The sequence below is a fragment of the Pseudomonas sp. B21-054 genome, from assembly GCF_026016345.1.
Lineage (GTDB): Bacteria > Pseudomonadota > Gammaproteobacteria > Pseudomonadales > Pseudomonadaceae > Aquipseudomonas.
Map to the genome: position 1 here is coordinate 2,054,159 of NZ_CP087204.1, position 25,189 is coordinate 2,079,347.

Here is a 25,189-nt window from a genome sequence, read left to right on the forward strand (position 1 = left end):
CCGGGCAAGGCCGGCAGCTTGATGGCTGTCGAAGTCGCCTTGGAGCGACTGCTCGAGATGGCGGCGACCACGCCGATTGTCCAGCGCGAGCGTTTGCCTTTGGCCGCCGCACAAGGGCGGGTGCTCGCCGAGGATCTGGTATCGACCCTTGATTTGCCTCCATGGCCCAACAGCGCCATGGACGGCTATGCCTTGCGGCTGGCTGACTGGAACGCAGAGCCGTTGGTGGTCAGCCAGCGGATTTTCGCCGGACAGGCCCCGGAGCCGCTGGCGGTTGGAACCTGTGCACGGATCTTCACGGGGGCGCCAGTCCCTGCTGGCGCCGATTGCGTCGAGATGCAGGAAAACGCTGTGATTGAAAGCGACCAGCGGGTGCGGTTTACCGAGCCTCTGGTCCGTGGGCAGAACATCCGCCCTCAAGGGCAGGAAACAACCGTTGGGGAGCAAGTCCTCTCTGCCGGTACTCGCCTGGGGCCGATCGAGCTGGGGCTGGCGGCATCCTTGGGCTGTGCATCGCTGGAAGTGGTGCGCAAGGTGCGCGTTGCCGTCCTGTCTACGGGGGATGAACTGGTCGAGCCCGGCCAGGCGCTGGGCCCGGGTCAGATTTATAACAGTAACCGCGTGTTGCTCTGTGGCTGGTTGCAGCGCCTGGGTTGTGAAGTCGTTGACGCGGGCATCCTACCCGATGATTTGCCGGCCACTCGCAAGCGCCTGGCACAGTTGTCGGACGTCGACCTGATCCTGTCCACTGGCGGCGTATCGGTGGGGGAGGCGGACTTTTTGGGTATCGCATTGCGCGAGGAGGGAGAGTTGACGCTTTGGAAGCTCGCCATCAAGCCTGGGAAGCCGCTGACGTTCGGGCATTTTCGTGGTGTGCCAGTGATAGGCCTGCCTGGAAACCCCGCCTCGACACTGGTGACGTTCGCGCTGCTGGCGCGGCCTTACCTGCTACGACGCCAGGGCGTCCAGTCGGTAACACCGCTCAAGTTCACGGTGCCGGCCGGGTTCGCCTGGCCGAAAGCCGGCAGTCGACGAGAATACCTGCGAGGCCGCATGGAGAATGGTCGCGCGATCATCTACCGAAACCAAAGCTCCGGTGTTCTGCGCAGTGCAGCCTGGGCTGAAGGCCTTGTCGAAGTGCTCGAAGGGCAGACGCTGGTCGAGGGTGATCCGGTAGGCTTTATCCCCTTGAGCGAGGTCCTGGCCTAGTGCTACTGCGGTAACGAGCTGCGGCCCAAGTCGAATACTCGGGCCCTCTGTCCGTTGCCTTATCGCGTGAGCAGCATCACCACCTGATCGAAACGACTGTTCGCAATCCATCCCAGCAGACCGATGACCACCGCTGCCGCGCCGGCCGAATAAGCCAGCCTGTGGCGGATCACCTTTACGTCGGTGCGGATTTCATCCATGTCTTTGCGGATGTATTTGAGGTGGGTTTCCAGTTCAACGACGCGCGGTTCCAAATCAATTCCTCCAATGGGATTACTGCAACTTTTGCATTCGTTTCGAGTATCGGCCCGCCTACTCCCGAAGGACGGGGGCTGCGGGGCCGAGATCTTGTATTCATGGCTACGCATGGGACGCTTTATCCCTTTGGCCATAACGGTTCGAACCACTGATCCGGCCCCGGTGGGTCGTGATGTATCCATTCATGAGTTAGCACGTCCTTGTGTAAATGAGCGTTTTAAAGGTCCAGCACAACAGAGCGCCAAGGTGTCTCAATACGGCTAGAGGGTCAATTGACCTGATTCGCCAGGTCTTGTAAGAAAATTCTTCGAATGGAGACGTATCGATCAGGTGGGTTGCTCCACCGTTTTTCCTGGGCGTCGGATATCGTGTTTTTTATTAAATTGAGACAAGCCGGGCTTTTTTGGTCGAATGAGCGGTCCCATTCCCCAGAACCTTCCATTGACGGAGACAACGATGAGCAAAGGCAAGGCGCTGATGATTTTGCATGGCAAGCAAGCGCTCAACGACGAGGTTCGCGCCGCAGTGATGCTCAAGCGCAAGCAGGGCTGGGACCTGGCAGTACGGTTGACCTGGGAGGCCGGTGATGCCCGACGCTGCGTCGATGAGGCGTTGGACGCTGGCTACACGCGGCTGATCGCAGGTGGCGGTGATGGGACCTTGCGTGATATCGCCGAGGCGATTGCCCACAGGTCGAGCGATGCCAGCCTGGTGTTGCTGCCGCTGGGCACTGCCAATGATTTTGCCCGGGCGGCCGGCGTCCCGCTGGAGCCGGCCCAGGCACTGGACTTGCTGGATGTTGCGCCCCAGGCTGTTGATGTAGGCGAAGTCGGCGGCCAGATTTTCCTGAACATGGCGACAGGCGGTTTTGGCAGCCAGGTGACGGCGAACACCTCCGAGGACCTGAAGAAAGTCCTGGGAGGTGCTGCTTATCTGTTCACGGGCCTATCGCGCTTCAGTGAGCTAAGTGCGGCCTATGGCGAGTTGCAGGGGCCCGGCTTCCAATGGCAGGGCGATTTGCTGGCGCTGGGTATCGGCAATGGCCGGCAGGCCGGGGGCGGCCATGTGCTGTGTCCGGAGGCGCTGGCCGATGACGGATTGCTGGATATCAGCATCCTGCCGGCGCCTCAGGAAGTGGTCAGCACGCTGAAAGATTTGCTGGCCGGTGGCCTGGGTATCGACAACATGTTTGTGCGCGCCCGCTTGCCATGGGTGGAAATCAAGGTCGCCCAAGGCCTGGATATCAATCTTGATGGCGAACCGTTGCAGGTCGACAGTCTGCGGTTCACTGTACGTCCAAAGGCGCTGCGTCTGCACCTGCCGTCCGATTCACCGCTGCTGGGGGGCTCGGCGAGGCTCAATCGTCCAGGCTGATGATCTGTTCGCGCACCGCGAACAGCACCAGCCCGGCCACGTCATGAATTTGTAGTCGCTTCATGATTTGTGCCCGGTGGGTTTCCACGGTCTTGATGCTCAGGCTCAGGCCGTTGGCAATTTCCCGGGTGGACTTGCCGCGCACGATCAGTCGCAGTATCTCCAATTGGCGCGCGGTCAGGTTGTGGGTCTGGGCAGGGTCGGGCTGATGTTTCTGGACGCGTGTCAGCGCCTGGTTGATCACGGTGTGGGCGATGGCCGGGCTCAGGTAGCGTTCGTCATTGCGCAACGCCTCCAGGGCATGCTCCAGCTCGGTGGGAGTCGCGTCCTTGAGCAGATAGCCATGGGCTCCGGATTCCAGGGCCTGCATGATCAACGCCGGATCGGTGTGCATCGACAGGATCAGCACCTTGCTGTGAGGGCGCGCCTGCTTGAGCTGTCGCAAGGCGTCCAGGCCGCTGGTGTTTTTCATGGAGATGTCCAGCAGCACGATATCGGGAACCAGTCGTTCTACCAGCTCCAGCAATTGCGTGCCGTCATTGGCTTCGCCGATGACCGCATAGCCGGGCAGGTCCATGACCAGGGCACGCACGCCAGCCCTGATCAGCGAGTGGTCGTCTACCAGGAGCAAATTACAAATCAATGGAGAACCTTATTCTTACTGGCTCGTTCCAGGGCTCGGGGCGCCCAGGGAAAGCGTGCTTCGATGTGTGTGCCGTTGCCGGCCTCGCTGATCACCTTGAGGGTGCCACCCAGTTGCTCGGCTCGCTCTGACATTCCGGCCATGCCGCGTTGGCCTTCGCGAGCGGGGTGGGTGGCGGGAACGAATCCCTGGCCATCGTCGCTGATCAGCAGCGTCAGTCCTTCGGGTAAGCGTTGCAGGCGCACCAGCAGATTTTTCGCTTGGGCATGGCGCAAGATATTGGTGACGGCCTCCTGGGTGATTCGGAAGGCGGCGACTGCCATTTCCTCCGGAATACCTGTCATGCGCTGCTGGCAATCGAGGCTCCATTTCACCGGGGTGTTGGCCAGGGTCTTGAGCAGGTGCGCACGCAGGCTGGCTTCAAGTCCCAGGCTGGTCAACTGCCTGGGGTTGAGGATCGCTGACACATCGCGGACCTTGTTCAGGGTTTCGTCCAGGGTGTCGCAGAGGACCGCGCATTGGCCCTGCAATTCTTCCGGCATCCGGCGCTTGAGCCATTCGCTTTGCAGTTTCGCCGCGGTCAGCAACTGGCCGATGTCGTCGTGCAATTCGCGGCTGAGTCGATGGCGCTCGTTTTCCTGGACCTCAAGTAACCGGTCGGCCAGTTCCTGGGGCTGGAACTTGATGGATTTGCGCGACAGCCGATGGTGGATCCAGACACAGATCATGGCCGCGACATTCAGCGCCAGCAGGCTCAATGGCACCGTATGGGCGAACAGGTAAGTCAGCAGGCAGCCGAGGGCCGAGCAGATACACAGTAATAATGTGAAGCGGCGGGCGTTTTCTCGGGAGGGAGGCCAGGTGATGAATGACTTGAGGCTGGCGTACATAGCGGATGGAGCCAATGAATGTTCGCTGCGGGCAAGCCGGTCAGCTCATCTGACAGGCCGGGTCGGGTAAACGTTTCAGGTCGAAGGCATCTTCAGTTGACGGCTTTTGTGCCGCTGTCTGAAACGACTGACGGGGAGATAGTACCACTTCATAAATCGTTGGTCGCGCTCGGCATGGAGGCGAAAAAATCGTCATGGCCAGGCCCATCACACTGAGCCGGCATCATAGTGATCAGGCTTGTTTCTGGGGGTAGGGCACCAGACCCATCGGCCGCGACGCCGGCACTGTCTCGCAGGGATCCTGGCCTACCTGGACCGCAAATGCTTCGATCAGCGAAGCCTGTTCGCTGCTGTCCAGGCCGAGCTGGCCGGTGGTGTGATCGACCAGTTCCAGTTGCCAGGCCATCAGGGTGAAACAATCCTTCAGCGCGCCCAAGGCCTGCTCATGCAGCTCCATGTGGTTTTGCGCATGGCTGAGCAAGCCATGGATATGCAGCGAAAACTCCGAAACGGCTTCCAGCGCGAGGGCGTCGGCCTTGTTTGCCAGCTTCAACAAGGTGCTGAGCATGCAATCGATGGCGTCCTTGTCGTTGTTGATCAGTTGCAAATGGCTCAGGCATTCCTCCGACTTGGCCAGAAGCGTCTCGGCTTCGGTCAGAAATTCAGGAAGGCGCTGACTCCAGTTCTTACGATCGTTCGGCATGCTTATCTCCACAACATCATGTCAGGCGAAAGAAAATCGCGTGTGGCGAACGGCTGGACTGCACCGCCAGCAACGAACGAAGACACGTCAGCATGTCGTTGCCGTCCGGCAATGACAAAATCGCAAACGATTGCATTGGCGGGATCGGCCAAAAGGCTGGAGGTCCGAAGTCCTGCGGTCGCGCACAAAGGCCTGACTCCATTCAGCAATGAGAATGGCGTCACATTAATGGCTATTGGATAGTAGGAATATCAGGTTGGACCTGATTGTTTCTAGGGGAATCCCTTATGCAAGGGAACCTTGTACGCAAACCGAGGTCGCGCAGCGGGGAAAATGGCAAATGAAACCGTGAGGCCAGTAAAGCATGATGTTAATGTGATATCAATTCCCCTCGGTCATCTTTCATGCAGGGGTCAAGATCCGGCTCACCCGGCCGATAGCCCTCTTATAAGATTTCATCCGAACAAGTCCAGGAGTCATCGATGGCCGGCATTCTCGATTCAGTAGATCAGCGAACCCAACTGGTGGGTGAGAATCGCCTGGAAATTCTCATGTTTCGCCTGGCGGGGCGACAGTTGTTCGCCATTAACGTATTCAAGGTCCAGGAGGTGCTGCAACTGCCGAAGCTGACGTTGATGCCGCAGCGCCACCCGTTCGTGTGCGGCGTGGTCAATCTGCGGGGCCAGACGCTTCCGGTGATCGATCTGTCCCAGGCCATCGGCATGCGTCCGTTGGTGCCGGGGGCCAATAGCACCATCATCGTCACTGAATACAACCGTTCGGTTCAGGCATTTCTGGTGGGCGGCGTAGACCGCATCGTCAACATGAACTGGGAAGCCATCCTGCCGCCCCCGACCAGTGCCGGCCGTGAACATTACCTGACCGCCATCAGCAAGGTGGACGATCAGTTGGTGGAAATCATCGACGTGGAAAAAGTCCTGGCCGAAATCGTGCCGTACAACGCCAAGGTCTCCCGGGAAAAACTCGAAGACCCGGTGCTGGAGCGTGCCCGCGGACGTGAAGTGCTCTTGGTGGATGACTCCAACGTCGCGCTCTCCCAACTGCGTGACACCCTGGGTCAGTTGGGGGTGAAAATGCACATCGCCAGTGACGGTCTGAAAGCCCTGAACATGCTCAAGGCCTGGGCGGATACCGGCGAGGTGATGACCGATAAATTGCTGATGATCTTCACCGACGCGGAAATGCCTGAAATGGACGGCTACCGCCTGACCACCGAGATCCGCAACGACCCGCGTCTGCGTGGGCTCTACGTGGTCCTGCACACCTCGCTGTCCGGCAGCTTCAACGATTCGATGGTCAAGAAGGTCGGCTGCGACAATTTTCTCTCCAAGTTCCAGCCGGACAAGCTGGTCGATGTGGTGCGCCAGCGGTTGATGCTCGGCTGAATCCGGTGGTGGTTTGCTTCGATGGTCGGCTCGTATAAGGTGGCATTTTTTCGCCTCCAGGGAAGTTGACCATGTTGCGGCTGAGTGCGCTGTATCGGTATCCGTTGAAGTCCGGCAAGGGCCAGCCCCTGCAAGGGATTGGCCTGGATAAGCTCGGGTTGGACGGTGACCGGCGCTGGATGCTGGTGGATGAGGGCACGGGCCGTTTCCTGACCCAACGCGCCGTGGCGAAGATGAGCCAACTCTCGGCCTTGTGGAATGAGGCAGGAGGCCTGACGCTCAGCGCGCCAGGCCACGGCACCGTTGACGTGTCATTGCCGGCGGTCCTTGAAGAGCAGCGGCGCGGGGTGATCATCTGGCGCGACACCTTGCGTGTGCCGGATGCCGGTGACGAGGCGGCTGCCTGGGTCAGCGAATTCATCGGCCATCCTACCCGGCTGGTGCATGTGCCGGTGGAACTGGCGCGTACCACCGCAGCCGGTTACGGCAAGGATGACGACAAAGTCGCGTTCGCCGATGGCTTCCCATTGCTGCTGATCGGCCAGGCGTCATTGCTGGACCTGTCGAATCGAGTCGGTCGGCCGCTGGAGATGCTGCGCTTTCGGCCCAACCTGGTGATCGAGGGCAGCGAGGCGTTTGCCGAGGATGGCTGGAAGCGTATCCGTATTGGCGAGGTAGAGTTTCGAGTGGTCAAGCCATGCTCGCGCTGCATCATGACCACGGTCGATCCACAAACCGGCGAGCGCGATCCGAACCGCGAGCCCTTCGCGACGTTGCAGCAGTATCGTTCGACACCGGACGGTGCGATGTTCGGCCAGAACCTGGTCAACGACGGTAACGGTCGGCTTGAAGTCGGCATGCCGGTTGAAGTGCTCGAATAAACACCGCGCTCGAAATGAAAAATGCCCGTGTCGTTGGACACGGGCATTTTTATTGGCGATGCAGACTCAGCCGCGGTATTCGCACAGGTAAGCGGTGTCGACGGTTACCTTGAGCTGAAACTTGCTGTTGGCCGGTACATTGAACTGGCTGCCGGCTTCGAAGGTTTCCCAGTCGGTGCTGTCGGGCAGTTTCACGGTCAGGGCGCCGGAGACGACGTGCATGATTTCCCGCTGGGCTGTGCCGAATTCGTATTCGCCCGGTGCCATGACGCCGATGGTCGCGGGGCCGTCGGCAGTGCCAAAGGCGATCGACTTGACGGTGCCGTCGAAGTACTCGTTGACTTTAAACATGGGCGATTCCTCGAAAAGGGCTGAAAAAGGCCGGCCAGTATGCACAAGGCTTCAACACACGTCATCTGCCGCGCCGGGGTGTGGGCCGCGGCTCAACCTGGAAGCACCAGGGGCAGTAGCCGCGCCGTATTGCGCGCATCCTCCAGGGCGCGGTGCTGTTGACCGCAGAATTGCAGGCCGGCCAGTTGCAGCGCGCCATTGAGCCCCAGCGGTCGCTCCAGGCGGCGGGCCTTGGCGAAGCGTTGCTTGAGGTTCATGTGCGGTAGTTGGGCGAGGACACTGTGCAGTTGCTGATGCTGCCACTCCTGAAGCAGTTGCTTGCGGTCGTAATCACCCCAGCTGACCCAGCTTTCCAGGTTCGAGTGATAGGGCGCCAGCCAGCGTTCGAACGCTGGCCAGACGTCGGTCAACGGTGCGGCGCTGTCGATGTTGGCTTGGGTGATGTGGGTCAGTTCGCGACAGAACGGCGTGAGCAGCGGTCGTCTCAGAGGGCGTACGAAACGCTGGAAATGATCCACCTCTCGGCCGGCACGGTTCACCAGCGTGGCGCCGATCTCGATAATTTCCATTTCGGTTACCGGCCAACCCCCTTCATCGGTGGTGGCCTCCAGATCAATCACCAGCCAGTGAGGCATCGCAGGGTTCCCGGTATCGGCGTGCTGATGGGTTTGAGCGTAGTCAAAGCCGGCGCATCCGCCTAGTGCCTGTTTCGACCTGCAACAAAACCTGCCGATGAGTGCAGAGCCGCGCCAATGTCGCGGGTCTTTGTCCCGAGCGCTTGCTAGGTTGCGCCGGCCAGCTTAAATTGCCCGCGCCACCTCTGCGCTTTGGTGCCGTGGCCGCACGTTGATCGATCGACTGTAGGAGAGAGCGGGTGGACGAGCAAAGAGCCCTGAGCGTGATGCGTGAGCTGGTCGACCACGGGCAACTGACCGACCCGGACAGCGCGCGCGGCAAACTGCTCCAGACCGCCGCTCATCTGTTTCGTAACAAAGGCTTCGAGCGCACCACGGTGCGTGATCTGGCGAGCGCCGTGGGCATTCAGTCGGGCAGCCTCTTTCACCACTTCAAAAGCAAGGACGACATCCTGCGGGCAGTGATGGAAGAAACCATCCGCTACAACACCGCATTGATGCGTGCAGCCCTGGCCGAGGCGGGCGGCGTGCGTGAGCGCGTGCTGGCATTGATCCGCTGTGAGTTGCAGTCGATCATGGGCGGCAGCGGCGAGGCGATGGCGGTGCTGGTCTATGAATGGCGCTCGTTATCCCAGGAAGGGCAAAGGCAAGTGCTGGCCTTGCGTGATATTTATGAGGACTTGTGGCTCGAGGTCTTGGGCCAGGCCAAGGATGCCGGGTATATTCGCGGTGACGTGTTCATTACTCGGCGTTTCCTCACAGGCGCGTTGTCCTGGACCACGACCTGGTTTCGCGCCGAAGGCAGCCTGAGCCTCGATGAGTTGGCCGAGCAGGCCCTGATTCTGGTACTTGAAGAAAAACAATAATCAAGCGGCGCTTTCAAAGGGCCGTGCGCTGGCTAAGCGGCTGAAATCACCTAGCTTGATAGTCGTGATGGGTACTTTTGGGGAGTGGGTTATCTTGACGTTTTCATCGATGGGGATGACCTCGCGTATTGTGCTGGCCGCACTGGCCATGTTCTTGACGTTGCCGGTTGAAGCGGCGCAACTGGTCCGGATCGGCGCAGCCCATTTTCCGCCTTACACCGTTCGCCCCGAGAATGGCGCCGACACCGGCCTGTTGCCGCAAATGGTCGAAGCCATGAATCGATTGCAAACCGACTACCAGTTCGTGCTGGTGCCGACTTCGATCCCGCGCCGTTTCAATGACTTCAAGCAAGGTCGGGTCGATATGGCGATTTTCGAGAACCCGGACTGGGGTTGGCAGGATGTACCGCATACGTCTGTGGACATGGGCCTGGAAGATGCGGAGATCTTTGTCACCCAGCGCCAGCCGGATCGCCCGCAAAGCTATTTCGCTGACCTGCGGGGCAAGCGCCTGGCCCTGTTCAGCGGTTATCACTACGCCTTTGCCGAATTCAACGCCGACCCCAAGTTCCTCACCGGTCAATTCAACGCCACGCTCACCTACTCCCACGACAGCAACCTGCTGATGGTGTTGCGGGGGCGAGCGGACGTTGCGCTGGTGACTCGTTCGTATCTCAACGATTACGTGTTGCGCAATCCCGAAGTCGGCCCGCAGTTGCTGGTCTCCGAACGTATCGATCAGGTTTATCACCATTACGCGCTGATCCGGCCGCAGGCGCCGATTTCAGCCGAAGCGTTTGGGCAGTTGCTGCAGAAACTGCGGGACAACGGCCAACTGCTGGCGATTTTCAGCCCCTATCAAATTGCCCTGGTGCCGACGCATTCCCATTGATGCGCCACTAAATTTCCGTTCCTGGCTCACGTCACACGTTGACTACCGACGAATACGCGAGCCCCTTCCATGTCCAACCTCACCCACCCGACGACGCTGCCCTTGCCCGGCGGTCGTCGCCTCGGCGCCGATGAAACCGAACGTCACCTGAGCCTGATGCTTGAAGGCGCGCCGCTGATCCGGCTGCGCCTGGAGCGCGGTCCTGAACTGCACGTGCACTTGCAGGAAATCAACGACCGGCCCGTCGGCCCGGCGCTGTGGGCCGCCTGCTATTGGCTGTTTGCCCGCGATTGCAGCTGCCAGCGCCTGACCTGGCACCTCAACGAGCGTCCTGGCGAAGCCTTGCTCAGCGGCTTGTTGACGAGCACCGAGCGCCCCGGCGAATACGCCTGCGAGCGCACGACGTTCTGGCAACTGCCGCAGCCCTGGCTGGGGGAGTCGTTCAGCGGCAGTTACCCGCAGCAGATGATCATCACCGATGGCAAGCGCCATCCGCGTCGGCCCGTGAAACCGCGAGGGGAAGTGTATCGACGCTTCGATGCGCGGCTGGGTGCCTGGGTGTCCTTGCGCACCCTGGAAATCGAGCAGGACCTGTCCCGCTTCAACCGTTGGCAGAACAGTCCCCGGGTGGCGAATTTCTGGCAGGAGGAGGGCAGCCTGGAACAGCATCGCGAGTATTTGGGCAAGCTGCAGAGTGATCCCCGGGTCTTGACCTTGATCGGTTGCTTCGATGACCAGCCGTTCGCCTATTTCGAAGCCTACTGGGCCAAGGAAGATCGAATCGCGCCATTCTATGACGCCGGGAACTACGATCGCGGCATCCACATGCTGGTGGGCGAAGAGCAGCACCGGGGCCCGCACAAGGTGGCGAGCTGGTTGTCGGCGCTGGTGCATTACCTGTTTCTCGACGACCCGCGCACCCAGCGCGTGGTGGCCGAACCCCGTGCCGACAACGCGCGGATGATCGGTCATCTGCACAACCAGTGCTTTCATTGTGAAAAGGAATTCGATTTCCCTCACAAGCGTGCGGCGCTGATGATCCTGGGACGTGAGCGGTTTTTTGATCGGTGTGGGTTGATGTGAGGGCAGGGGCGGTCATCAGGCCGCCATCGCGAGCAAGCTCGCTCCCACAGGGATTTGTGGTGAACACCAACGTTGTGAACACCCAAATCCCTTGTGGGAGCGAGCTTGCTCGCGATGAGGCCGGCAAAACCACCGCAAGTTACCGCCGGGCGAACGTATCCCCCCGAACCCCCGACACCTTGCGGCAATGCACCAGGGCATCGCGGATCATGAAGTTCACCAGTGTCGGAGAGACCCCCAGTTCCTTGGCGATGTCTTTCTGGGGCACGCCGTGCAGGCGGTACATCTCGAAGGCGTAGCGGGTGCGGCTGGGCAATTCGGTCAGCGCATCGGCGATGTGCTCCAGCGTGGAAAAGTTGATGTGGGAGGTTTCTGGCGAAGCACCCTGGATCACCACGTTCAACCCTTCCTCTTCCGGGCCCGAGTATTTCTGTTCCAGCGCCTGCTTGCGGTAGTGGTCGATCGCCAGGTTGCGCACGATCTGGAACAGATAGCTGAGCTGAGCCTTGAACGAAGAGGTGATCTGTGGCGCCGATTGCAGCCGGAAAAAAGCGTCCTGCACCACATCTTCTGCTCGAGACCGGCAACCGGTGATGCGTGCCGCGATTTTGACCAGGATCATTCGGTTGTCGACGAATGCCTGGAGTAGCGGTGAGTCGCACCTGCTTGTGGATACTTGTTCCGTCATGGAATTCACCTTGCTGCAAAGAGTTGGGAGGACGACCGAACGGTCAGGCTCGTCCTACGCATCGAGCGACAAATTAGGCTGAATGATAATGATTGTCAATTGAGAAGAAGAATTATTGATGTGCGAAAGTCCAGCATGAGGCGTGCGACCCGTTGCCGCGGCACATTGCCGTCAAAGGGAGTGACGCGGACGGTCGCTGACTAATTATTTGTCGGCGTTATCCGTTCCATGGGGGACCACTTGCAAGTCGAATTTCAGGCAGGAAACCCCATGACCGACGCGTTTGAACTCCCCAGCACCCTGGCTCATGCCCTCCAGCGCCGCGCCGCGTTGACGCCGGACCGGGTGGCCTTGCGCTTCCTCGCCGACACCCCGGAGCAGGGTGTGGTGTTGAGTTATCGCGACCTGGACCTGCGCGCCCGGACCATCGCCGCCGCCTTGCAAGCCGAAGCGGCCTTTGGCGAGCGCGCGGTGTTGCTGTTCCCCAGCGGCCCGGATTACGTCGCGGCGTTTTTTGGCTGCCTCTATGCCGGGGTGATTGCCGTGCCGGCCTATCCTCCAGAAACCGCCCGTCGCCATCATCAGGAACGCCTGCTGTCGATCATCGCCGACGCCGAACCACGCCTGCTGCTGACCAGCAGCGATCTGCGCGCGCCCTTGCAAGCCATCGAATCGGCCCCGCCGGTGCTGTGTGTCGATACCCTCGACCCAGCCATCGCCGGGCAATGGGTGTTGCCGACGCTGCAAGACGATGACATCGCCTTCCTGCAATACACCTCTGGCTCCACCGCATTGCCCAAGGGCGTGCAGGTCAGCCACGGCAACCTGGTGGCCAACGAATTGTTGATTCGTCACGGTTTTGGCATCGACTTGAATCCCGACGACGTCATCGTCAGCTGGTTGCCGCTGTATCACGACATGGGCTTGATTGGCGGCTTGTTGCAGCCGGTGTTCAGCGGCGTACCGTGTGTGCTGATGTCGCCCGCGTACTTCCTCGCCCGGCCACTGCGTTGGCTCGAAGCGATCAGCGAGTACGGCGGCACCATCAGTGGCGGCCCGGACTTCGCCTATCGGTTGTGCAGCGAACGGGTCAGCGATTCAGCCCTGGCGCGTCTCGACCTGAGCGGCTGGCGCGTGGCCTATTCCGGCTCCGAGCCGATCCGCCTCGACACCCTGGAACGCTTCGCCGAGAAGTTCGCCCCGTGCGGCTTCATGCCGGACAATTTCATGGCTTCCTATGGCCTGGCCGAAGCGACCTTGTTCGTGGCCGGCACGCCGCGCCGTCATGGCATTCCTTCGCTGCGGGTGGATGACGCGGCACTGGCGCAAAACCGTGCCGAACCGGGGCAGGGCAGTGCGGTGATGAGTTGCGGTGTCAGCCAGCCCGGGCACGCGGTGCTGATTGTCGAGCCCAATACGTTGCAGACACTGGCGGACAATCGGGTCGGCGAAGTCTGGGCCACCGGGCCAAGCATCGCCCACGGCTACTGGCGCAACCCCGAGGCCACGGCCAGGACCTTTGTCCAGCACGATGGCCGCACCTGGCTGCGCACCGGCGACCTGGGTTTCCTGCGCGACGGTGAGCTGTTCATCACGGGGCGCCTGAAGGACCTGTTGATCGTGCGCGGTCACAACCTTTATCCCCAGGACATCGAACAAACCATCGAGCGCGAAGTGGAAGTGGTGCGCAAAGGCCGGGTGGCGGCATTCGCGGTCGATGAGGGGGGCGAGGAAGGCATTGGCATCGCCGCGGAAATCAGCCGCAGCGTGCAGAAAATCCTGCCCCCCGAGGCCTTGATCAAAGCCATTCGCCAGGCCGTGGCCGAAGCCTGCCAGCAAGCCCCGAGCGTGGTGGTGCTGCTCAATCCCGGCGCGTTACCCAAGACTTCCAGCGGTAAGTTGCAGCGTTCGGCCTGCCGTTCCCGATTGGCGGATGGCTGCCTCGACAGTTATGCGCTGTTCCCGTCGGCCGAGCGTGAGGACGCTCGTGAGACGGGCCCATCATCGGCGCTGCAAACGCTGATCGGCCAAGTCTGGTGCGAGCACTTGCAGGTCGAACAGGTCCAGGCCGACGACCACTTCTTCCTGCTGGGCGGTAACTCCATCGCCGCCACCCAAGTCATCGCGCGACTGCGGGACCAACTGGGCCTGGAACTCAACCTGCGCCTGCTCTTCGAAGCCCCGACCCTGGCGGCTTTCACCGCAGCGGTGGCGAGCCTGCAGCAAGACGGCGGCCAGGCCCAAGGCGCGATCAGCGCCTTGCCGCGCCACGAAGCGCTGCCGCAATCCCTGGCCCAGAACCGTTTGTGGATCACCTGGCGGCTCGATCCTGCCAGCCGCGCCTACAACATTCCCGGCGCCTTGCACCTGCGCGGTGAGCTGGACGAAGACGCATTGCGCGCCAGCTTCCAACAACTGATCGAGCGTCACGAGTCCCTGCGCACGCGGTTTCTGGAACGTGAAGGGATAGCCCTGCAACAGGTCGATCCGACTGCTGAGTTCAACCTGCAAGTGCTCGACCTCAGCGACGTGCCTGCCGACCAGGGCGAAGCCCGGGCGCGGCAGGTTCGAGACGAGGAAGCGGCCACGCCGTTCGACTTGGAAAAGGGCCCGCTGCTGCGGGTCACCTTGCTGCGCCTCGATGAGGACGACCATCAATTACTGGTGACGATGCACCACATCATTGCCGACGGCTGGTCGATGAATGTGTTGATCGAGGAGTTCTCGCGGCTGTACGCCGCCGCCCGCCAAGGGCAGGTTGCCGAACTGGCGCCGCTGCCCTTGCAGTACGCCGACTACGGCAGCTGGCAGCGGCAATGGCTGGCCCAAGGGGAGGCCGAACGCCAACGGGCGTACTGGAAACAGCAATTGGGTGACGAGCATCCCACCTTGGCCCTCGGCACGGATCATCCGCGCAGTGCACAACGCCATCGCAGTGCCGCGCGTCATAGCCTGCGCCTGGACAAAGGCCTCGGCGATGCCTTGCGTCGCGTGGCCCAGGCCCATGACGCAACGCCGTTCATGTTGTTGCTGGCGGCGTTCCAGGCATTGCTGCAGCGCTACACCGGCCAATCCGACATCCGCATCGGTGTGCCCAACGCCAACCGCCCGCGCCTGGAAATACAGGGCCTGATCGGGTTCTTCATCAACACCCAGGTGCTGCGCGGGCAGGTCGATCCGCGGCAAACGTTCACCGCGCTGCTGGCCCAGGCCCGGGAAGCCACCCTCGGTGCCCAGGCCCATCAGGACTTGCCGTTCGAACAACTGCTCGAAGCGTTTCCCCAAGCCCGGGAACATGGCCTGTTCCAGGTGATGTTCAACCACCAGCAACGTGACCTGAGCGCCTTGCGGCGCCTGCCGGGGTTGTTGGCCGATGAGTTGCCGTGGCACAGCCGCGAAGCCAAGTTCGACCTGCAACTGCACAGCGAAGAGGATCGCAACGGCCGGCTGACGCTGTCGTTCGACTACGCCGACGAGCTGTTCGAGGCGACGACTATCGCCCGCCTGGCCGAGCATTTCTGCAACCTGTTGCGCGCCGTTTGTACCGATCCCCAACAAACCATCGGCGATGTGCCGTTGTTGACCGCCGAGGAACATGCGCGGCAGCAACAGTGGAGCGCGGCCCCGTGCGCGCCGGCCAGCCAGTGGTTGCCGGAGCTGTTGAACGAACAGGCCCGGCGCACGCCACAACGTACCGCGCTGCTGTGGGACGGCGGCCAGTTGGACTACGCCGAGCTGCACACCCAGGCCAATCGCCTGGCCCATTACCTGCGGGACAAAGGCGTCGGCCCGGACGTGTGCGTGGCAATTGCCGCCGAACGCTCGCCGCAGTTGCTCATTGGCGTGCTGGCAATCCTCAAGGCCGGTGGCGCCTACGTGCCATTGGATGCCGATTACCCGGCCGAGCGCCTGGCCTACATGCTCCAGGACAGCGGCGTCGATCTGTTGCTGACCCAAACGGGGTTGCTTGAACGTTTGCCAGCCTGCGAGGGCGTCAGCGTGATCGCCATGGACGCCCTGCATCTGGAGCAATGGCCAAGCAACCCGCCGGGCTTGCACCTGCACGGCGAGCACTTGGCCTACGTGATTTACACCTCCGGTTCCACCGGCCAGCCCAAGGGCGTCGGCAACACCCACGCGGCCTTGGCCGAACGCCTGCAGTGGATGCAGGCCACCTACCGCCTGGATGAAAGCGATGTGCTGATGCAAAAAGCCCCCATCAGTTTTGACGTGTCGGTGTGGGAGTGCTTCTGGCCGCTGATCACCGGTAGCCAACTGCTGCTCGCCGGCCCCGGTGAACATCGCGACCCGCACCGCATCGCTCAGTTGGTGCAAGAGTTCGGCGTGACCACGCTGCACTTCGTGCCGCCGCTGCTCAGCCTGTTTATCGACGAACCCTTGAGCGCCCGATGCACCAGCCTGCGCCGGGTGTTTTCCGGCGGCGAAGCCTTGCCGGCCGAGCTGCGCAACCGCGTGCTGGCGCAACTGCCGTCGGCGCAACTGCACAACCGCTATGGCCCGACCGAAACCGCGATCAACGTCACCCATTGGCACTGCACCGAGGCCGATGGTGAACGCTCGCCAATCGGCCGTCCCCTGGGCAACGCGCTGTGCCGTGTGCTCGACAGCGAACTCAACCCGGTACCGGCCGGTGTGTCGGGCGAGTTGTGCATCGGCGGCCTGGGCCTGGCCCGGGGTTACCTCGGCCGTCCGGGCCTGAGCGCCGAGCGTTTCGTCGCCGATCCGCTGGGATCCGCCGGGGCGCGACTGTACCGCACCGGCGACCGGGCCCGCTGGAGCGCCGACGGCGTGATCGAGTACCTCGGTCGCCTCGATCAACAGGTCAAGCTGCGCGGCTTCCGGATCGAGCCGCAGGAAATCGAAGCGCGGTTGCTGGCCCAGGACGGCGTCGCCCAAGTGGCGGTGCAGGTGCGCGACACTGTGGCCGGCCCGCAGCTGATCGGCTATTACACCGCCCCCGATGTGGCGGAAGATCAGGACGCGTTGAACACCCGGCTCAACGCCGCACTGGCCGCCGAACTGCCTGACTACATGGTGCCTGCTCAGTTACTGCGCCTGGATACCATGCCCCTGAGCCCGAGCGGAAAACTCGATCGTCGCGCCTTGCCCGAGCCGCAATGGCAGGTGCGCGAGCACGTCGAGCCGGTCAGCGTCCTTGAGCAGCAGATCGCCGGCATCTGGCGCGACGTATTGGGGCTTGCACGCATCGGCCTGCGGGACGATTTCTTTGCCTTGGGCGGCCATTCGCTGCTGGCGACCCAGATCATTTCTCGAACCCGCCAGGCGTGCGACGTCGAGCTGCCGTTGCGGACGTTGTTCGAGGCCAGTGAACTGGGGGCGTTCTGCGAACAGGTGCGCTTGATCCAGGCCAGCGGCCAGACCAACCGCCAGCCGCCGATCGAGACGGTCGATCGCAGCCAATCGGTGCCGCTGTCGTATTCCCAGCAGCGCATGTGGTTTCTCTGGCAGATGGAGCCGGACAGTCCGGCCTACAACGTTGGCGGCATGGCGCGCCTGCGCGGGGTGCTGGATGTCGGGCGCTTCGAAGCGGCCTTGCAGGCGCTGATCCTGCGCCACGAAACCCTGCGCACCACCTTCCCCAGCGTCGACGGCGTGGCCCGGCAACAGGTGCACACCGAAGCGGGCCTGCGCATGGACTGGAAGGACTTCTCCAGATTGGCCGCCGATGTTCGCGAGCAGCGGGTGCTGCAATTGGCCGACAGCGAGGCGCACAAGCCCTTCGACCTAGAAACCGGACCGTTGCTGCGGGCCTGCCTGGTCAAGACCGCCGAGCAGGAACATTACCTGGTGCTGACCCTGCACCACATCGTCACCGAAGGCTGGGCGATGGACATTTTCGCCCGCGAACTGAGTGCCCTGTACGAAGCCTTTATCGACGACCGTGAATCGCCCCTGGAACCCTTGCCAGTGCAATACCTGGACTACAGTGTCTGGCAGCGTCAGTGGCTGGAGTCCGGTGAGCGTCAACGGCAACTGGATTACTGGACCGCGCAATTGGGCCGTGAGCATCCGCTGCTGGAATTGCCGGGCGACCGTCCGCGTCCGCCGGTGCAACGCCATCGCGGCGAGCTGTTCCGGTTCGACCTCAGCGATGATTTGGCCGCGCGAGTCCGCCACTTCAACGCTGAACAGGGCTTGACCCTGTTCATGACCATGACCGCCGCCCTGGCCGTGCTGCTCTATCGCTACAGCGGCCAGACCGACCTGCGCATCGGCGCGCCGGTGGCCAACCGCATCCGCCCGGAAAGCGAAGGGCTGATCGGCGCGTTCCTCAACACCCAGGTGCTGCGTTGCCAGCTCGATGGGCAAATGTCGGTGGGCGAACTGTTCGAGCAGGTGCGCCACACCGTGATCGAAGGCCAGTCCCATCAGGACCTGCCGTTCGATCATCTGGTGGAAGCCCTGCAACCGCCGCGCAGTGCGGCGTACAACCCACTGTTCCAGGTCATGTGCAACGTGCAGCGCTGGGAATTCCAGCAGAGCCGCACCCTGGCAGGCATGACCGTCGAATACCTGGCCAACGACGCCCGGGCCACCAAGTTCGACTTGAACCTGGAGGTCACCGACCTGGACCATCGCCTGGGTTGCTGCCTGACCTACAGCACCGACCTGTTCGACGAACCGCGCATCGCTCGCATGGCCGGGCACTGGCGCAATCTGCTGGAAGCGCTGTTGGCTGATCCCGCTCGACGGTTGAGCGAGTTGCCTCTGCTGGAAGCCGGCGAGCAGCAACAGATGCTCGACAGCCTGGGTGTCGAACCCGGTGAGCATCGCCTGGACCAATGCCTCCACGAACTGTTCGACGAACAGGCCCGGGGGCGTCCCGCCGCACCGGCCTTGACCTTCGCCGGGCAGACCCTGACCTACGGCGAACTCGACAGCCGCGCCAATCGCCTGGCCTGGATGTTGCGCGAGCGCGGTGTCGGGCCGCAGGTGCGGGTCGGCCTGGCCCTGGAGCGTTCGCTGGAAATGGTCATCGGCCTGCTGGCGATCCTCAAGGCCGGCGGCGCCTACGTGCCGCTGGACCCGGAATACCCGCTGGACCGCTTGCATTACATGATCGAAGACAGTGGTGTGCGGGTGCTGCTCAGTGACCGGGCGATGTTCCACGCCTTGGGTCCATTGCCGGATGGCATCGAGCGCTGGTGCCTGGAAGATGATTCGGCGGCGCTGGCGCAATACCCGGACCAGGCACTGCCACTGATCAATCTGCCGCAACATCAGGCCTACCTGATCTACACCTCCGGTTCCACCGGCAAGCCCAAGGGCGTGGTGGTGTCCCACGGTGAAATCGCCATGCACTGCCAGGCGGTGATCGAGCGTTTCGGCATGCGCCCGGACGATTGCGAGCTGCATTTCTATTCCATCAACTTCGACGCCGCCACCGAGCGTCTGTTGGTGCCGTTGCTCAGTGGCGCCCATGTGGTGCTGCGGGCCCAGGGCCAGTGGGACGCCGAGGAAATCTGTGGGCTGATTCGCCAGCATCGCATTAACATTCTCGGCTTCACCCCCAGCTACGGCAGCCAGTTGGCGCAATGGCTGGCGACCCAGGGGCAGACCCTGCCGGTGCGCATGTGCATCACAGGCGGCGAAGCCTTGACCGGCGAGCACCTGCAACGGATCCGCGCCGCGTTCAGCCCGAGTTTGTTCTTCAATGCCTATGGCCCGACCGAAACCGTGGTCATGCCGCTGGCGAGCCTGGCCCCGGAGCACCTGGAGGAGGGCGCGGCCAGTGTGCCGATTGGCCGTGTGATCGGTGCCCGGGTGGCCTACATTCTCGACGCCGACCTGGCCTTGGTGCCCCAGGGCGCCACGGGCGAGTTGTACGTCGGCGGCGCCGGCCTGGCCCAGGGGTATCACCAGCGCCCGGGCATGACCGCCGAGCGTTTTGTTGCCGACCCGTTCGCTGCCGATGGCGGGCGGCTCTATCGCACCGGTGACCTGGTGCGTCAGCGTGCCGACGGTCTGGTGGAGTACCTGGGACGGATCGACCATCAGGTGAAGATCCGTGGTTTCCGCATCGAACTGGGGGAGATCGAAACCCGCCTGCTGGAACATGACGGGGTACGCGAGGCGGTGGTGCTCGCCCTCGACACGCCGGGGGGCAAGCAACTGGCCGGTTACCTGGTGAGCGATGTCGCCGAACAGGGTACCGAACAACAGGCGGCCCTGCGCGATGCCCTGAAGCACCACCTCAAGGCACAGCTGCCCGACTACATGGTGCCCGCGCACCTGATCCTGCTGGCGAGCATGCCGCTGACCGCCAACGGCAAGCTTGACCGCCGCGCCTTGCCGATGCCGGATCCTGAGCTCAATCGCCAGCACTACGTGGCGCCGAGCAACGCCTTGGAGCAGACCCTGGCGGCGATCTGGTGCGCTGTGCTGAACGTGGGCCAGGTGGGCCTTAACGACAATTTCTTCGAGCTGGGCGGTGATTCGATCCTGTCCATCCAGGTGGTCAGTCGCGCTCGGCAGCAGGGTATTCATTTCACTCCCCGCGACCTGTTCCAGCACCAGACCGTGCAGACCCTGGCCGCTGTCGCTACCCACAGCCAGCAGATAAGCGCCGAGCAGGGCCTGTTGCAGGGTGAATCCGGGCTGACGCCGATCCAGCATTGGTTCTTCGACAGTCCGATCCTCAACCGTCATCACTGGAACCAGGCGCTGTTGCTGGAACCGGCCATCACCCTGGACCCGCTAGCGCTGGAGCAGGCACTGCGCGCCGTCTTCCAACACCACGATGCCTTGCGCCTGGGCTTTGACGAATCTTCCGGGCACTGGCGCGCCGAGCATCGGCCATTGTCCGAGGCGGCGCTGTTGCAGCAGGTGTCCGTGGAGGGCGTGGAGGCCTGTGAGCGTGTATTCGCCGAGGCCCAACGCAGCCTGGATCTTGCAACCGGCCCTCTGCTGCGTGCCGTGCTGGCGCAAATGCCTGATGGCCGGCAACGGCTGCTGATCGTCATCCATCACCTGGTGGTCGACGGGGTGTCGTGGCGAGTGCTGATGGACGATCTGCAAACCGTCTACCGCCAGGTCACGGCCGGCCAAGACGCCCAACTGCCAGCCAAGACCAGCCCGTTGCGTGATTGGGCCGCGCGCTTGCAGGCTTACGCCAGCAGCGAATCCCTGCGCGAAGAACTGGATGGGTGGCAAGCGCAGTTGAGCGGCCCGCAGGTAGCGTTGCCGTGCGCGTGTCCTGAGGGTGGGCGCCAGGAGCGTCACGCGCAAACGCTCAGCGTGCGCCTCGACGCCGAGCGCACCCGGCAACTGCTGCAACAGGCCCCGAGTGCCTACCGCACCCAGGTCAACGACCTGCTGCTCACGGCGCTGGCTCGGGTACTGTGCCGTTCAAGTGGCCATGCTTCGACCCTGGTCCAGCTCGAAGGCCACGGCCGCGAGGCGTTGTTCGATGACATCGACCTGACCCGCACCGTGGGCTGGTTCACCAGCGTTTATCCGGTGCGCCTGAGCCCGTCGGGTGAAGACTTCAGCGCGTCGATCAAGGCCATCAAGGAGCAACTGCGCGCGGTGCCCCACAAGGGTCTCGGCTATGGCGTGCTGCGCTACCTGGCCGACCCGGCGACTCGCCAGGCAATGGCCGGCCTGCCGCAAGCGGCGATTACCTTCAACTACCTCGGTCAGCTCGACCAGACCCTCGGCCAGGACGCGCTGTTCCGGCCGCTGGACACACCACTGGGCGCCATCCACGACCCTGATGCGCCATTGCCCAACGAGCTGAGCATCGACAGCCAGGTCAGCGGCGGCGAGCTGGTACTGCGCTGGACCTTCAGCCGCGAACGCCACGACAGGCAGGCCATCGCGACCCTGGCCGATGCCTACCTCGGTGAGCTGCAACGCCTGGTCGAACATTGCCTGACGGAGGAGGCGGGCGGCCTGACGCCGTCGGATTTCCCCCTGGCGAAACTGACCCAGGACCAACTCGACAGCCTGCCGGTGCCGGCCGCGCAGATCGAAGACGTCTACCCGCTGACGCCGATGCAGGAAGGCATGTTGCTGCACACCCTGCTGGAGCCGGGTACCGGTCTGTACTACATGCAGGATCGCTACCGCATCAACAGCGAGCTGGAGCCGCAGCGATTCGCCCAGGCCTGGCAGGCGGTCATCGCCCGGCATGAAGCCTTGCGTGCGTCGTTCTGCTGGAACGTTGGCGAAGACATGCTGCAGATTATCCACAAACCCGGCAGCACGCCGGTGGATTATCTGGATTGGTCCGCGGTGCCCGAAGACGCTCAGGAAGCCAAGCTCCAGGCACTGCTCAAGGACGAGCGCGAGGCCGGTTTCGATCTGTTGAACCAGGCGCCGTTCCACCTGCGGCTGATCCGGGTTGGCGCAGCGCGCTACTGGTTCATGATGAGCAACCACCACATCCTGATCGATGCCTGGTGCCGCTCGCTGCTGATGGATGATTTCTTCGAGATCTACACCGCCTTGGGCGAACAGCGCGAGGCGCAACTGGCGGTGCCGCCGCGCTATCGCGACTACATCGGCTGGCTGCAACACCAGAGCCTGGCCGAAGCCCGGCAGTGGTGGAAGGGCAATCTGCAAGGCTTCGAGCGGACCACGCCGATCCCCGGCGACCGGCCGTTCCTGCGCGAACATGCCGGTGACAGCGGAGGCATGATCGTCGGCGACTGCTACACCCGCCTCGACGTGCGTGACGGTGCCCGCTTGCGCGAACTGGCCCAGGCCCACCAACTGACCATCAACACCTTCGCCCAGGCGGCGTGGGCCTTGGTCTTGCGGCGGGTGAGCGGCGACCGGGACGTGCTGTTCGGCGTCACTGTCGCCGGGCGTCCGGTGGAACTGCCGCAGATGCAACGCACGGTGGGGTTGTTCATCAACAGCGTCGCGCTGCGGGTGCAAATGCCCGAGGACGGCCAGCGTTGCAGCGTGCGCCAATGGCTCAGCGGCTTGCTGGACAGCAACATGCAACTGCGTGAGTACGAATACCTGCCGCTGGTGAGCATCCAGGAAGTCAGTGAACTGCCCAAGGGCCAGCCGCTGTTCGACAGCCTCTTCGTGTTCGAGAACGCGCCGGTGGAAGTCTCGGTGCTGGACCGCGCCCAAAGCCTCAACGCCACCTCGGACTCGGGCCGCACCCACACCAACTTCCCGCTGACGGCGGTCTGCTACCCGGGGGATGACCTGGGGCTGCACCTTTCCTACGACCAGCGCTACTTCGATGAATCCACCGTCCAGGGGCTGCTGGGCGAGTTCAAGCGCTTGTTGCTGGCGTTGATGGAGGGGTTCCACGGTGACATGGCCGAGCTGCCGCTGATTGGCGCCGAGGAACAGGCGTTCCTGCTCGACGGCTGCAACCAGAGCGAGCGGGCCTATCCGCTGGAGCAAAGCTATGTCGCGCTGTTCGAGGCGCGGGTTGCGGCCGATCCGCAGAGCATCGCGGTCAGTTGCCTGGACACGTGCTACAGCTACGCCGAGTTGAATGCCCGCAGCAACCGCCTGGGCCATGCCCTGATCGCCGCCGGTGTCGGGCTCGATCAACCGGTGGCGCTGCTGGCCGAACGGGATGCAGATCTACTGGGCATGATCATCGGCAGCTTCAAGGCCGGTGCCGGTTACCTGCCGCTGGACCCGGGCCTGCCGAGCCAGCGCCTGAGCCGCATCATTGAACTGAGCCGCACACCGCTGCTGGTCTGCACCCAGGCCTGTCATGCCCAGGCCCTGGCGCTGCTGGACGCGTTCGCCTGTTCCGGGCGGCCGAGGCTGCTGGTGTGGGAGGACGTCCAGGCCAGCGATGTCTCGCTGGAAAACCCTGGCGTCTACAGCGGGCCGGACAACCTGGCCTACGTGATTTACACCTCCGGTTCCACCGGGCTGCCCAAAGGCGTGATGGTCGAACAGCGGGGCATGCTCAACAACCAGCTCAGCAAGGTGCCTTACCTGGCGCTGAGTGAGGCGGATGTGATCGCGCAGACGGCGTCCCAGAGCTTCGATATTTCGGTCTGGCAGTTCCTCGCCGCGCCGTTGTTTGGCGCTCGGGTGGACATCGTGCCCAACGCCATCGCCCACGATCCCCAGGGGCTGCTGGAGCATGTGCAGCAGCAAGGCATCACCGTGCTGGAAAGCGTGCCGTCACTGATCCAGGGCATGCTCGCCCAGGAGCGCATTGGCCTGGACGGCCTGCGCTGGATGCTGCCCACCGGCGAAGCGATGCCGCCGGAACTGGCCCATCAATGGTTGCTGCGTTACCCGGACATCGGCCTGGTGAATGCCTATGGGCCAGCGGAATGCTCCGATGACGTGGCGTTCTTCCAGGTCGACATGGCCTCGACCCGCGGCACTTACCTGCCGATTGGCACGCCCACCGACAACAACCGTCTGTACCTGCTCGATGGCGCGCTGGAGCTGGTGCCGCTGGGCGCCGTCGGCGAGTTGTGCGTGGCGGGCACCGGGGTTGGCCGCGGTTATGTCAGCGATCCATTGCGCACCGCCCCAGTGTTCGTGCCGAATCCGTTCGGCGCGCCGGGGGAGCGGCTATACCGCACCGGCGACCTGGCGCGGCGCCGCAGCGATGGGGTGTTGGAATATGTCGGGCGCATCGACCATCAGGTGAAGATCCGCGGCTACCGCATCGAACTGGGGGAAATCGAAGCGCGGCTGCATGAACAACCCGAAGTGCGCGATGGCGCGGTGGCTGTGCAGGAAGGCGCCAATGGCAAGCATCTGGTGGGCTACCTGGTTGCCACTGACTCGGCGCTGAAGCCGAGCGAACGCCTGGAGCGCATCAAGCAACGCTTGCGCAGCGAGCTGCCGGAATACATGGTGCCGCTGCACTGGCTATGGCTTGACCGCTTGCCGCTCAACGCCAACGGCAAACTCGACCGCAAGGCCCTGCCGGCCCTGGAGATCGGCCAATTGCACAGCCAGGACTACCAGGCCCCCGGCAATGCGCTGGAACAGACCCTGGCAGACATCTGGGCCCAAGTGCTGAAAGTCGAGCGGGTGGGGGTGCGGGACAACTTCTTTGAACTGGGCGGGCATTCGTTGCTGGCGACGCAAATTGCCTCGCGGGTGCAAAAGGCCCTGCAACGCAACGTACCGCTGCGGGCGATGTTCGAGTGCAGCACGGTGCAGGAACTGGCTGAATATATCGATGGACTGGCGGCCAGTGAAATCACCGAGGAGAAGGTGGATCGGCTGAATGATCTGATGGCGGAGTTGGAGGGGCTGTAGTTTTACAGTGCCTGTGGCGGCCTCATCGCGAGCAAGCTCGCTCCCACATTGGA

At 62.8% G+C, this 25,189-nt stretch carries 15 protein-coding genes; 8 read left to right on the forward strand and 7 right to left on the reverse strand.

Features of this window, described 5'->3' with window-relative positions; translation table 11 throughout:
• Positions 1–21 precede the first annotated feature (21 nt).
• On the forward strand, positions 22–1,209 hold the full coding sequence (gene glp, locus LOY70_RS09180) for a gephyrin-like molybdotransferase Glp (protein ID WP_265037998.1): 1,188 nt from the start codon (positions 22–24) through the stop codon (positions 1,207–1,209).
• A gap of 59 nt (positions 1,210–1,268) precedes the next feature.
• Here the strand turns inward: glp and LOY70_RS09185 are convergent, their stop codons facing one another.
• Positions 1,269–1,577 (reverse strand): hypothetical protein, encoded by a 309-nt coding sequence (locus LOY70_RS09185; protein ID WP_265035673.1) that lies wholly within the window; start codon positions 1,575–1,577, stop codon positions 1,269–1,271.
• A 346-nt stretch (positions 1,578–1,923) separates the two neighbouring features.
• Here LOY70_RS09185 and yegS point away from each other — a divergent pair, with 346 nt between their 5' ends.
• A complete protein-coding gene (gene yegS / locus LOY70_RS09190; RefSeq protein ID WP_265035675.1) occupies positions 1,924–2,841 on the forward strand; it encodes a lipid kinase YegS in 918 nt (305 codons plus the stop codon).
• Here the strand turns inward: yegS and LOY70_RS09195 are convergent.
• The 3 genes from LOY70_RS09195 to LOY70_RS09205 form a co-directional block, all read right to left on the reverse strand.
• On the reverse strand, positions 2,825–3,484 hold the full coding sequence (locus LOY70_RS09195; protein ID WP_265035677.1) for a response regulator transcription factor: 660 nt from the start codon (positions 3,482–3,484) through the stop codon (positions 2,825–2,827). The two genes, yegS and LOY70_RS09195, sit on opposite strands and share 17 nt — an antisense overlap.
• Complete coding sequence (locus tag LOY70_RS09200; protein WP_265038000.1) at positions 3,481–4,374, reverse strand: sensor histidine kinase; 894 nt, start codon at positions 4,372–4,374, stop codon at positions 3,481–3,483. The genes LOY70_RS09195 and LOY70_RS09200 overlap by 4 nt, the downstream gene beginning before the upstream one ends.
• Before the next feature lie 232 nt (positions 4,375–4,606).
• The gene (locus LOY70_RS09205; protein WP_265035679.1) at positions 4,607–5,077 is read right to left on the reverse strand and encodes a hypothetical protein; all 471 of its coding nucleotides are present in this window, start codon (positions 5,075–5,077) and stop codon (positions 4,607–4,609) included.
• A 482-nt stretch (positions 5,078–5,559) separates the two neighbouring features.
• Here LOY70_RS09205 and LOY70_RS09210 point away from each other — a divergent pair, with 482 nt between their 5' ends.
• On the forward strand, positions 5,560–6,483 hold the full coding sequence (locus LOY70_RS09210; protein WP_265035680.1) for a chemotaxis protein CheV: 924 nt from the start codon (positions 5,560–5,562) through the stop codon (positions 6,481–6,483).
• A 71-nt stretch (positions 6,484–6,554) separates the two neighbouring features.
• Positions 6,555–7,364 (forward strand): MOSC domain-containing protein, encoded by an 810-nt coding sequence (locus LOY70_RS09215; RefSeq protein ID WP_265035682.1) that lies wholly within the window; start codon positions 6,555–6,557, stop codon positions 7,362–7,364.
• Between the two features lie 66 nt (positions 7,365–7,430).
• On the opposite strand, the gene LOY70_RS09220 is transcribed toward LOY70_RS09215, so the two are convergent.
• The gene (locus tag LOY70_RS09220) at positions 7,431–7,715 is read right to left on the reverse strand and encodes a pyrimidine/purine nucleoside phosphorylase (protein ID WP_265035683.1); all 285 of its coding nucleotides are present in this window, start codon (positions 7,713–7,715) and stop codon (positions 7,431–7,433) included.
• A gap of 92 nt (positions 7,716–7,807) precedes the next feature.
• Complete coding sequence (locus tag LOY70_RS09225) at positions 7,808–8,350, reverse strand: exonuclease domain-containing protein (RefSeq protein ID WP_265035685.1); 543 nt, start codon at positions 8,348–8,350, stop codon at positions 7,808–7,810.
• Between the two features lie 239 nt (positions 8,351–8,589).
• On the opposite strand from LOY70_RS09225, the gene LOY70_RS09230 reads away from it, so the two are divergent.
• From LOY70_RS09230 to LOY70_RS09240, 3 genes are all read left to right on the forward strand, one after another.
• Entirely contained in the window at positions 8,590–9,216 is a 627-nt protein-coding gene (locus LOY70_RS09230) for a TetR/AcrR family transcriptional regulator (RefSeq protein ID WP_265035687.1), read from the forward strand.
• A gap of 115 nt (positions 9,217–9,331) precedes the next feature.
• On the forward strand, positions 9,332–10,108 hold the full coding sequence (locus LOY70_RS09235; protein WP_265035689.1) for a substrate-binding periplasmic protein: 777 nt from the start codon (positions 9,332–9,334) through the stop codon (positions 10,106–10,108).
• A gap of 69 nt (positions 10,109–10,177) precedes the next feature.
• A complete protein-coding gene (locus tag LOY70_RS09240; RefSeq protein ID WP_265035691.1) occupies positions 10,178–11,191 on the forward strand; it encodes a GNAT family N-acetyltransferase in 1,014 nt (337 codons plus the stop codon).
• 139 nt (positions 11,192–11,330) lie between these two features.
• On the opposite strand, the gene LOY70_RS09245 is transcribed toward LOY70_RS09240, so the two are convergent.
• On the reverse strand, positions 11,331–11,879 hold the full coding sequence (locus LOY70_RS09245; RefSeq protein WP_025212663.1) for an RNA polymerase factor sigma-70: 549 nt from the start codon (positions 11,877–11,879) through the stop codon (positions 11,331–11,333).
• Positions 11,880–12,149: 270 nt separating this feature from the next.
• Between LOY70_RS09245 and LOY70_RS09250 the strand changes: the two genes are divergently transcribed.
• Positions 12,150–25,136 (forward strand): non-ribosomal peptide synthetase, encoded by a 12,987-nt coding sequence (locus tag LOY70_RS09250; RefSeq protein ID WP_265035695.1) that lies wholly within the window; start codon positions 12,150–12,152, stop codon positions 25,134–25,136.
• Positions 25,137–25,189: the final 53 nt, after the last annotated feature.